Origin of the sequence: Ekhidna sp. (assembly GCF_965212185.1) — a bacterium.
Classification (GTDB): domain Bacteria; phylum Bacteroidota; class Bacteroidia; order Cytophagales; family Cyclobacteriaceae; genus Ekhidna.
On the sequence record NZ_OZ243102.1, the window covers coordinates 783,936 to 794,845 of the forward strand.

A 10,910-nucleotide genomic window follows, 5' to 3' on the forward strand; every position below is an offset into this window, starting at 1 on the left:
GAGGATCGTTACTCTTTCGGTTTTATGGTTCCTGCACAAGCGTCTCCTTCCTCAGTTCCAGTTAGCCAAGTCCTAAGTTTAGCAGTTCGTTCGTTAGTCAGTTCGGCCATGTAGTAAGAAACACACATAGGATGAATACTTCCATACCATCCAGGTTCACGGTCAGGGTATTTCATTTTTAATTCAGAATCTCTAAACGTCATCCAGTTACGCTGAGAAGTTCGTAAGGCTTCTAAGAAAGTTGGATCGTCAGCATACTCCTTAATTATCAGTTGGTAAACTTTGTTCAATTCAGCGTCCGCTTTCTTATAGTCTTCTGCTGCTACTTTGTTCATTTCTGACTGAGTTTGACAGTTAGAAGTTCCAACCATGAAAAAGGTTAAGATGATAGTTACAAATAAATATCTCATAATGATGATGGTTCAAAGGTAACGTTAAGCTAAGCGGTATTTGTCCAAACTTACCTTGAAAGCACTAAAAGTAACGAAGGTGCACCACCCCTCAAAAGCTATCTCGAAGAAAATGCATTATGAAAGATTAAGTCCAGAAGCAAGACAGATGCTAAGGCTTCTCAATCAGAGAGTATAAGGAACATGATTGTTTGATTGAGTTCGTCAAACTTCCTCTTGTCTCTTGGTTCGTCAAAGTTATAGTTTCTGAGAAAAGGCTTAAGTAGTTGCTGTTGCCTTAGAAGAATTTGGTTAATCGTTGCAGTTGATTCAATCTTCCTCATCTTGGCAAGATAGATGCTGATGTATGTTAGCTACCCTTATTAAGTTCATCTTCGTTACCCTTTTTGTTTCCTTGCTGCATTAAGGTTGTTCCACCTCCAGCACCAATAGCTACCCCAATCGCTAACCATAATCCCAAATTGTCAGTTGCAACTCCTATTGCAGTTCCAATTCCAACTCCTAGCGCAATTCCTATACCTAACCTATTTCCTTTCATGCTTTATTAATTGATGCTAACCTTTAGCTTCTCATCCTATAATTATTCTAAAAAGCAAAATTTAATAACTTAAAGATAAGGACGTCAAGCTATATCCTAATCTTATTCAATGGGGTGAATCTAAAGGCCTGTTAGGGATCTGTTATTTTGCTTTTAGTATTGAATCTTTAAAAATTGTTAAGAGTTGCGGATTACTCTTCAAGAGTATGGATTCATTTAGGTGAATTTCGATTTCCCCATTTTCTGGATAATTCATCCAAATTCCATGGCTATCATTAATCACATCCGCAAATGTCTCCAAATTCAGTCTGTTCGATTTAATGAAAACAACATTTGTTCCCTCATCAACCGTTTTTATTTCTATTTCATCGAGTTCGTTCAATTGAGAAACAAGCTCATTTGATTGCATGATCATTCTTTCCATCCTTTCTTCTAATCCATCTAGAAAGTGCTTGGCAATTGATGCATTGGTCCAACTTCTGAATACAGTTCCACCTAAAATCTTCATTAAATGAGTCATTTGATTGATCACTTCTGCATCCCCGCATAAAATTGCCCCACCACAGGCTCCAAGATATTTATAGAGAGAGATGTAAACAGTATCAAAAGGTGAGCAGTAGTCCAGAGTTGTTATCCCCGAATAGGCTGATGCTAAATGAATTCTAGCCCCATCCAAGTGTGTTTTGATTCCAAATTTTTTTGCATACTCAGTGACACCTTTTATATAGTCAAGATCAACAATTTTTCCATTGTGCCGTCTAACAGGGTTTTCCATTGATAAGGCACCAACTCCGTTGTAAAAGGACTCTCCACTACTGAGTTCTTTCAAAGCATTTTCTAAATCATCCCTGGAAAAGTAGTGTTTACCTGAGTTTATTGGAACCAATCTTTTATTATGAATGGCCTGCGCAGAATCACCTTCATCTCGATAGATGTGACTGTCGCCATGAACTATGGCTTTGGTTTTATCACCACAAAGGATTCGCAAAGCAAGTTCATTAGCCATTGTACCAGATGGCATATAAATCGCCTTTTCCTTGCCAGTTATCTTGCAAAAGTCTTGTTCTAGTTCAGCTATTACTCCTCCCGATGAGTAAAAATCTCCGTTGATGCCAGATTTGGATTCGATCTCACTGAGTTTCTTTAAATATTGTTTTGGTTGAAAGAAGTACCCATCTAATATTAGATTGATGCCATATTCCTCTGATCCGAAATTCGGAGTGGCGTTCTTAGCATTTAAAGTTAAGCCTGTAAATAGGGGCAGAGCCGCTGCTAAGCTTCCTGTGCCTATGAATTCTCTTCTTTTCATTGTTCAGTTTATAATCCCTATCGCCCATGTATGAGGCGTGTACTATCACTTTATGGGTAGTACTAAAATAGTGAAGTCTGCCTGGGCGGGCAAAGTTTGTAGAATGCCCGGAAGCACATGCCTTTTATATTTTGTTGGCGGTTGTTATTGTCCTACCATTTTATTGATTTTTGGTTGGATTATCCAGATTCCAATTGGATAGAACCAGATCATGAAGAATTCGCCAGCAAAATCAGAGAAAGTAACTTTTCGTTGGAGTTCAACTGTCTTGAAAGTCTTAGCGACAAAATACAGGCAGTAGAAAATGCAAAACATTGAAAAAAGATGGAGAGGAACAATCAGTCCAAACATCCCTGGGTTAGGAGGCGTTCCATATTGAAAAGGACCATTCATAGTGGTTGCCATGAATCCAAGTAAGAATAAAATGTAAACTAGTGGTATAAAAAGGAAGACTTTGAATTTGGTAACCTTCATTGTAACATCTTGAGGGACTTTGGATTGCAGTCCGACCGCAACCGCCCAAAACCAACCGAAAAATACTCCCGTGAATATTAGCATCATTAAAGGAAATGCTGTGAAGTAGTTCATCATGAATGTTGGGTTAGGTTGACTATTGTTTCCAATGCTTGCAAACATTGAAATCATCATGATAATTTGAAATATCATTGGGATTCCAAATGTTAGCAGGAATAGTTGCCAATGCTTAGCTCTTAGGAATCTTTCGTTCATATTCAGTTAAGTTATCTACGAAGTGGCAATTGCCACCAACGACTAGATAAAGCATGGGGCTTTACCTTTTAATTAAAGCGATGAAATTAGTGAAATCTGCCGAATGATGGTTCGCCACTTTTTCCAGTCACTGAAAAGGTCGGACCGTCGTAACGGCAAAAAAGCTCGACAGCATGAATCGGACCGCTCGTTAGCGGCCTTCACCCCTCAGGCCATCGCCGGCTCGGCATGCTGTCCCGGCCAACGCACAACTCCGAAGTGAGCTTTTTGCCGTCAAAGGCAGGGTGGTAGATAAGCGGGATGTTTTATAGGCTCTTAGCAGATAGCTAAGTAAGGCCATGCGCCATCATCGTTTGTTGGACTCTTTTTTGCCGTCAATCAGCTTCATTCCTAGTCCGAAAAAAAGTCCAGCTATTATTGTTACTGGCAGAGTGTTCAGGAAAATGTAGATATCGTATTCAGTCGCGAAAACCAGAGGTAAGATGATGGTCAATGATAGATATAAGAATCCACCAAAAAAAAGTCCATCTTTCCACCAGTTAGATTTAGTTTCTTGGGCTATGTCCTTACTCCGTTCGTTTTGTTGTTCTTGATTCTGTTTGTTTCTTTTTCTAACATTCGCAAAAAAGAATATTGTGATCATTGTTTGTGTCGATAGGATTAGAAATAGTCGAAGCAGAATCGAAGTTCCTGAAGTACCAGTTATCAAGTTGCCAATCAAAACTGCAGTTAAGATTGAGGCAACTACAAATACAATTAAATGTCGATTAAAAAATGTTGATCTGGTCACAGAGAATTGAGTCTAACGCCAACTATCATCCGTAAGCTGGACTTTTCAAATTTCAACTAAAATATCTGATAGCACTTGCCTTTGCAAATAGCTCAGTTAGCTTATGGATGATAGTGATTGTTATGCGCTTTACATGCTATGTTGATTGATTAATTCTCTAATTTTCTCATTTGTATTTTCTTTGCTATACCCTTGAATAATTTCTAAAATTTTATGATTACGATCCAGTATATAAAACTGAGGAACACTTTGAACACTATATTGATTTTCAACCAGTTTATCAGACTTTAGAATTTTAAAGTTTAGTTTCTGCTTTTCTTGATATCTCTTAATAATGTTTAAATCTTTAGTCCAAGTTTCAATGCTTACAACTTCAATGGAACCTTCATTTACCAGTTGTTTTAAAAACGGGATCGCTGCATGACAAGGGCCACAGCCAATTCCAGTGAATTCTATTAGAACCATTCTCCCTCTAAAGTCCTCAAGTGAAATAATTTCATCTTTTGTCCCAAGAAGTGACCAATTGGGTGCTTTTGTTCCCTTTAAATTCAATGAAAGTGGTTTGCTGTTTTTTTCTCGCAGTGGCAAGTCAGGAAAATACTTCTTGGCTAAAAAGTTAGAAATGTTGTCATTGTTTATTCGGGTTTGTCTAGTGCTTTCTATACTAATGTTATGTGGTAAGTCACGTTTTATTTTATACGGCAAAAGGTCTGTCTTCCTGACCCAAATAGTATATCTTGAAAAATCCATCTCATAAGCATTTGAAACTTCTGGGAAATAGATTGATTGGTTTCCCATCATAAAATCAACAACATTAACAGTATCGTAGATAACTAAATTGATAGCCAAGGAATCAACGAAATCACTGACCTTGTAGGAGATACTATCATTTGTTTCATTTATATAATCAAGAATAATCTTAGCTCTAGTAAAAAATGGAGAAGGTACCTCACGCCAAGGAAACCGCATCGTTCTGAAACTATCTATTTCCATGGTTCCTTCCTCCCAATGTACACGAGATCTCATGATACCATCATAGCTATATTCCATTTTTGTGGTGTCTTTGATGTTGAGTCTAACAAAGCTGGCACCAACGAAAGTATCTTCCACATTAATGTACTCTTTGAAATAATGATCACTTACATAAACAGGTTTCATGGTGTCATATATATTGTAAGTGGACATTGTTGTAATGTAACCTGCAGTTTGAACCTTTCTTAGGTTTGTTAAGATGTTCTCGATTAGCTGTTTGTTTTCATCAGTCGAATGTTTATTAGAGCAGGCATTAAATAAGAATATTAAAATTGCCAGTGATAAAGGATTAGCTATTTTCATTTATACAGTTTTTGCTGGTAACATTTATGTAAACGCCATAAACCCTGCTAATCGTTAATTTAAGAGTATATGGTGTTGAAGTGGAAAATTAAGGGATTTGGAAAAAATTCCCTTCTTTTCTCTTAGATGAAAAGAATTGGAACGTCGAAAGGACAAAATCAAGACAGCACCGCATTCTGACTTTAGCCAAGAACAGGAAATTCCATTGCCACAATAGGGCAAATTCTAATGATAAGGCCCATGGGTGAATGGCGGGTCAGAAAAAAGAAGAATCTATAAAGCTCGGTGATGGATGACCGAACAATGGGTGTTAGCTTCTGTATTTAAATTAATAACATCCTGTTGCTGTTTCTAAGGAACATATTGGAGCTCTAAAAGATCCATTTGCCACATCCCAACTGTTTTCCTGAAAGACTTGGGTGAATTCAAAAGTACCTTCTACAAAGTTATTTCTTACCTTAGAAAGTGTAATGGTTCCGGTGGTGGTAGAACCACCTCCAACAAAGCTTAAGGTAGCACACGTTGGATCAGCTCGAAAGCGTATTCCACTGTTACCCTGAACAAGTGTACAATCATCGGAAACACCAATCGTATAAGTTTTCTCTAATAGTTCGACAGTGCATCCTACTTCTGCCGCTACAAAAATAAAATCAGTACCATATATTTCATTGTCTAGTTCGCAATAGAATTGAGAGCTAAACACGGTATTAAACTCTGAGGCCGGGAAGAATCGTAACCTGAAGTTACCATCATCCTCTCCTTGGGTTTTGTCATATCGCCTTTCTACTCCATTAGCATTAAATGAGATGAAATAAAGATGTTCTGTCGCATTGAATTCGGTATAAAATGGCTGGTTTTCAGGTACAAAATAAAAACTTGCGTTTTCGTTAGACCCTGTCCCATTTTGAACAATTGCATTTAAAATCTGATCACCAAATTTTTCCTCCATTGTCCAATTGAATGACGCATTTCCTTGTTCATCAGTATCAATGATGCCACTAGAGCCTTCACTTTCAAAACTCACAGATAACCCTTGAACCGGATTATTGTCTAAATCCGTTATTTGAACCACAAGAGGCTCCTCAAGGGTGACACCAGGTCCGCCAACTTGATTATCACCATTTACTTTTATTAACTTGATGGGATTACCCACCAAAATTTCCTGGGTTTTCACCTCCATTTCTCCTTTGTACATAACCGTAAGTTTGACAGTGTATGAACCAATCGAAGTGTAAGTATGTCTGGGTGATTGATTCGTAGCTGTGTTACCATCACCAAAATCCCAGATAAATTGCTCTCCTTGGTTAGAGCAATCTCTAAAAGTGATTTCCTGATTGACTACAGGTCCTTCCCAGGTACTCGAATTGGAATTAAGAGGTGCATCCCAAAAGAAACATGCTTGGATGTCAATGTCATCACCGGAACTATCTAAAATGGAACAGCTTGTAAAAATTATGATTGCCAGATAAAAGTACCGATAGAAATTCATCATTTTTTGGAAAATGAGTTATCCTAATATATCGAAAAACGATTGAAATTGCAATCAAGTCATGCATGCCCAACCTCCATGTATGAGGCGTGTGTTTACACTTCGTGGACAGCATTAAAATAGTGAAGTCTGTCTGGGCTTCCAAAGTATCAAATAGCCACTACGTTCAGGAAGATTAAAATCCTGCGAACTGAAGGCAGTAGAAAGCACTAACCTTTCCCAGCGGCTGATTCATGGTCGAGTTGCACTGAAGCTAGCCAGAAAGCACTTTGGCATATAAACGATAGCGCGCTTGTTAGAAATCGTAGTTTTTGCCCCTCGATCTTATGGTTAATCCAAGAATACCACCCAAGATTAGGCTTGGAATTGATCCAAAAACGGTGATCCAATACATTGGTTTGAATATGTAATCTTCAAAGGGATTGTCATTCGTTCCAATGTTATCAATGCCTTCTTGAATGAATCCAACCCAAGAAGCTACAAACGTTGAAGTTAATAAAACGACAAACGCAGTTCCTATTCCGACTATCAATTTTGCTCTGTTCTTAACTAGAATAAGGATTCCAGCCTTACGCCCAAAATAATGAGAAGTAGCAAATAACAAGAGTATACCAGTTAATAAGTTAGGCCACATGCTCACAATGAATTTGATCAACGAGTTAAAGCTCTTATCTAATGATTCCGACCAAGTAAATGTTAGGGTAATCATGATAATTCCAGCAATAAAAAGCCCAAATAGCATAAAAATGATAGTTAGCCGTGACCCTAATGTTTGCGCTATTTGATTCTTGTCTTTAATTGAAGTAGTCTTTCCAGAAATTGTAAATGTTCTTAGCAACATCCTCAAAATAGATCTTTTCTCCCGAGTTCATTAGGATATTCAGAGTTGAAATATTGAAACCTCGACTAAACCCACTGCTAAATGCACCTCGAGAATGTTCGGTCGTTTTAATTGTGGACTCGTATTTCAGAACCTTGTGTTTAGTTCCGTTGGCCAAATCTTGGATGATGTTGAAATCATTTTGTACGGGTTTTCTCTTCAAAGCCAGTTTAGCCTTTTCCTTTTCAGTTAGTTCGGACTTGGCCCATTCGTTCATATGATGTGCGGTAATTGAAAAGTTGATGGCACGATCAGATGAGGTTTTGTCTTTAAGGAAATCGTTGTATTCACGTTCGAGTTTGTCAAACCAATCTTTGCTCTCCGCAATGTCAAAGCTGAATGTACTCATTGGTGGGATGATTTCTAACGCCAAGCTAGCAGGAGTGCGCCCCGAGCTTGGCAGAAAGATACTAATATAGCGCAGCTGCCCAACACCTACAACGGTAACTACAAAGAGCTGCGTTCAGAAGTGAAAATCCAGAACCACCACAGTTGCTAGGAGAGAAGATACTTTCAGATCTGACCCGTTTGATCGTCAGGTAATGGGTAGCGGAGCGGTAAATAACTGATGAAACTAGTAGAAAGCACTCTGATGCATTCGTACTAGCAACTGTTGAGGTCCGTTTCGTTTTGTTCTGTAATTGTTAGTTCAGAAGTTAGAAAGTCTGAGAAATTGGTCCAGGTTCTCACAATTTCACCTGTTGTCAAGCAACTTAAGATAGTATCACCTTCTAAGAAGTATCCACAATTCTGTTCATCATCAAAATATCGGGTTCCAAAGTGGAAGTCTGATCGTTCAAATTCATGCTTCCAGTATTCGTTAGCCGTTCCTATATCCAATGGTTGAAGCATTGTTCTGTCCAAAAGACCATCAGTTGATTTATACAAGCTTGGAGTTAGACCGTAAATGGTGAAATCGTAGAAATGGAAACCATTCATGATTCGAAAGAAACTCTTTAGAGATTCAGGAATTTCAAGGTTATAACGAATTAAGAAGTTGTCGAAATAGAGTTGGGGAGCTCCTTCAAAAAGCTTAATGAAATAAGCTTCAGTAAATTGAGTGTTCTTCACCAGTTGGATCGTGCCAAGGTTATCAATTCGAGATTCTTGTTCAGCGTATTTGTTAACAAAATTCTTGATTGGCAAGAAGTCGGAAGGAAGCGAAGAAAGTTTTTCTTTTAGTTCTGATTCCATTTACTCTGGCTCTAATGGGCCTCAACATTTATGTAAACGCCATAAACCCTGCTAATCGTTAATTTAAGAGTGTATGGTGTTGAAATGGAAAATTAAGGGATTTGGAAAAATTCTCTTCTTTTTCTCTTAGATGAAAATGAATTGGACCGTGCTCTAATTCTTTATCAAGCGAACCAATTGCTACTTTCCCTCCGCGAATGATGGTTTCGCCACTTTTTCCAGTCGCTGAAAAAGTGGCCAAAAAAGCTCGACAGCATGAATCGGACCGCTCGTTAGCGGCCTTCACCCCTTAGGCCATCGCCGGCTCGGCATGCAAAGGGCTTCCTCGTTAGATAATTCCAATATTCGTTGTTACTCTTCTATTTTAATTTCTATGACCTGTTTTGTAGTTGGGCCGAGGATGTCTAAAGGAAGCTTGTACTTCTGAATCACATAAGTTAGTTCGATATGCTTACCGACTTTATACAATTGATCAACACCCTCCCTCGTCCAATTAGATTTTCCTTCTTCTGATTCAAGTTCAAATTCTGGCCAATCATTATGTCCCGACATAAAAACCTTTGTTATTTGACCTTTAATCGTCTGTTGCGGGATAATTCCTGATTCAATTGCATCAAACCATTTCTTTGTCCCTACAAGGAGTCCGTTCTCAGTTTTTAACCCGTAATTAGATTTTTTATCCTTCGACACAGATTGAATCCGTTTAATTGCTTCTTTATCTTCTTGGAATCGGTATGCAACTTTTAATGAGTTCATACTATGCGAACAATCCAAAAAAGAGTCTGCTTAACACATATAGAATAAGGGCACCCCAAAAAAAGACTTGATAACATCTAATGATTGTTGCTTGATTTCTGCTCAACCATTGATTATTCTCATTCATTTTGACAACCAACTTAATCATTCTTGGAATTACAAAGATGTTCCAAGCATAGATGAAGATTCCAAAAATCAGGATAAATACAATCTCTTCAATTAGTCCCATTCTCTCGTTCTATAAAGGGTATCTTGGATCTGGCAGTATGTTCCACAACGACTAGATAAAGCATGGGGCTTTACCTTTTAATTAAAGCGATGAAATTAGTGAAATCTGCCGAATGATGGTTCGCCACTTTTTCCAGTCACTGAAAAGGTCGGACCGCCGTTGCGGATCGGACCGTCGTGACGGCAAAAAAGCTCGACAGCGGCTGATTCATGGTGATGTTCGCACTGCAGTTTGTAAAATGGCAGTTGGCGCATTCGTGCTAGCACTTGTTATGTGGCTTTGTATTTTCGATAGAGTTCAGCGTCCGACAGCACTTTTCGTTCAAGTTCCTCAAGCTTTTCCGTTCGCAGTTCTGTCGTTGTTCCCGTTTCGTCAATCCAGCGAATTAGCTTGTTAGAGTCGAAATAATAGCGGTTTTCTAAAACATCCTTTTCGTGTTCGTTAAACGTGTCTGACCACTTAGGTTCATCAAAATCTGTTCGTTGCTGGAATGCAAATAGTAGTCCGTTCTCGTCAAAGTAATATTCACTTCTGAGGTTTTGTCGATCTCCGTCAAAAGTTAGTTCAGCCTTCACCAAGACGTCACCTCGGTAATATCGTACCATGTTCACAACTGCCAGTCGGTAAATTTCAGTTGACTCGTAAGAATAGTTGTCGGGGCTTATGTCTCTATAAACATTAATATCAGGGGTATCAACCTTCCGATAAGATTCAATGTTAGAGTTGATCTCTTGAAACTGCTGACGGATATAGTTTATTCGTTCGTTCTGTCCGAAAGAAAGAGTTGGAGCCAAAAGAAGAATGAAAAGTAATCTCATGCGAGTTGCAGTAATGCCACATAACGCTAAGCTAGCAGGCGGATGTCCGTCACTAGCTCTTTTGAGATAAAAGTAGCGAAGGTGTCCCACACGCACAAACGCTATCTATGAAATACTGCGAACAGAAAGATACCTCCAGAAGCACGGAAATCCTATAGGCAATGGATTATCAGAAGGGACACTGAGCGGGATGTAAAGCAGGAGTGTTGCTCATAGCAGCTCGACATCTGCATGCATAGCGCCTGTTATAATCTGTTCTATACGTCAAGTTCTACGTTTATATTGATCAAGTACTACGTCCATTTTTTAGTCGATCTGCTTGCCAGCAGGGCCTTCATTTTTGAGGGCAAAAACGAAGCAAAAACCCTTAAGGAAAATAAATGGAACCCACGGCCGTCGCGCACCCTCAGCCTTGCCCAACTACACACCAGCA

Annotated in this window: 13 protein-coding genes; all 13 read right to left on the reverse strand. The window is 38.8% G+C overall.

The window, feature by feature from the left end:
* Positions 1 to 8 precede the first annotated feature (8 nt).
* Positions 9 to 410, reverse strand: coding sequence for a lysozyme inhibitor LprI family protein (locus tag ACOMC3_RS03550; RefSeq protein ID WP_420318152.1), 402 nt, complete (start codon positions 408 to 410; stop codon positions 9 to 11).
* 161 nt (positions 411 to 571) lie between these two features.
* Positions 572 to 733: a hypothetical protein gene (locus ACOMC3_RS03555; protein WP_420318153.1), complete on the reverse strand. Its 162-nt coding sequence runs from the start codon at positions 731 to 733 to the stop codon at positions 572 to 574.
* A 26-nt stretch (positions 734 to 759) separates the two neighbouring features.
* Entirely contained in the window at positions 760 to 948 is a 189-nt protein-coding gene (locus tag ACOMC3_RS03560; protein WP_420318154.1) for a hypothetical protein, read from the reverse strand.
* 142 nt (positions 949 to 1,090) lie between these two features.
* Positions 1,091 to 2,257: a threonine aldolase family protein gene (locus ACOMC3_RS03565; protein WP_420318155.1), complete on the reverse strand. Its 1,167-nt coding sequence runs from the start codon at positions 2,255 to 2,257 to the stop codon at positions 1,091 to 1,093.
* Between the two features lie 144 nt (positions 2,258 to 2,401).
* Positions 2,402 to 2,986 carry a hypothetical protein gene (locus tag ACOMC3_RS03570; RefSeq protein ID WP_420318156.1) on the reverse strand — a complete coding sequence of 195 codons (585 nt, stop codon included), beginning with the start codon at positions 2,984 to 2,986 and terminating at the stop codon, positions 2,402 to 2,404.
* Between the two features lie 346 nt (positions 2,987 to 3,332).
* On the reverse strand, positions 3,333 to 3,776 hold the full coding sequence (locus ACOMC3_RS03575; protein ID WP_420318157.1) for a hypothetical protein: 444 nt from the start codon (positions 3,774 to 3,776) through the stop codon (positions 3,333 to 3,335).
* 129 nt (positions 3,777 to 3,905) lie between these two features.
* Positions 3,906 to 5,111, reverse strand: a complete 1,206-nt coding sequence (locus tag ACOMC3_RS03580) for a TlpA family protein disulfide reductase (RefSeq protein ID WP_420318158.1) — start codon at positions 5,109 to 5,111, stop codon at positions 3,906 to 3,908.
* Between the two features lie 328 nt (positions 5,112 to 5,439).
* Complete coding sequence (locus ACOMC3_RS03585) at positions 5,440 to 6,603, reverse strand: PKD domain-containing protein (protein WP_420318159.1); 1,164 nt, start codon at positions 6,601 to 6,603, stop codon at positions 5,440 to 5,442.
* A gap of 292 nt (positions 6,604 to 6,895) precedes the next feature.
* Positions 6,896 to 7,342, reverse strand: coding sequence for a hypothetical protein (locus tag ACOMC3_RS03590; RefSeq protein ID WP_420318160.1), 447 nt, complete (start codon positions 7,340 to 7,342; stop codon positions 6,896 to 6,898).
* A 52-nt stretch (positions 7,343 to 7,394) separates the two neighbouring features.
* Positions 7,395 to 7,829, reverse strand: a complete 435-nt coding sequence (locus ACOMC3_RS03595) for a hypothetical protein (protein WP_420318161.1) — start codon at positions 7,827 to 7,829, stop codon at positions 7,395 to 7,397.
* A 254-nt stretch (positions 7,830 to 8,083) separates the two neighbouring features.
* Positions 8,084 to 8,674, reverse strand: coding sequence for a hypothetical protein (locus tag ACOMC3_RS03600; protein ID WP_420318162.1), 591 nt, complete (start codon positions 8,672 to 8,674; stop codon positions 8,084 to 8,086).
* Between the two features lie 351 nt (positions 8,675 to 9,025).
* Positions 9,026 to 9,430, reverse strand: coding sequence for a hypothetical protein (locus tag ACOMC3_RS03605; RefSeq protein WP_420318163.1), 405 nt, complete (start codon positions 9,428 to 9,430; stop codon positions 9,026 to 9,028).
* A 498-nt stretch (positions 9,431 to 9,928) separates the two neighbouring features.
* On the reverse strand, positions 9,929 to 10,477 hold the full coding sequence (locus ACOMC3_RS03610; RefSeq protein ID WP_420318164.1) for a hypothetical protein: 549 nt from the start codon (positions 10,475 to 10,477) through the stop codon (positions 9,929 to 9,931).
* Between the last annotated feature and the right edge of the window lie 433 nt (positions 10,478 to 10,910).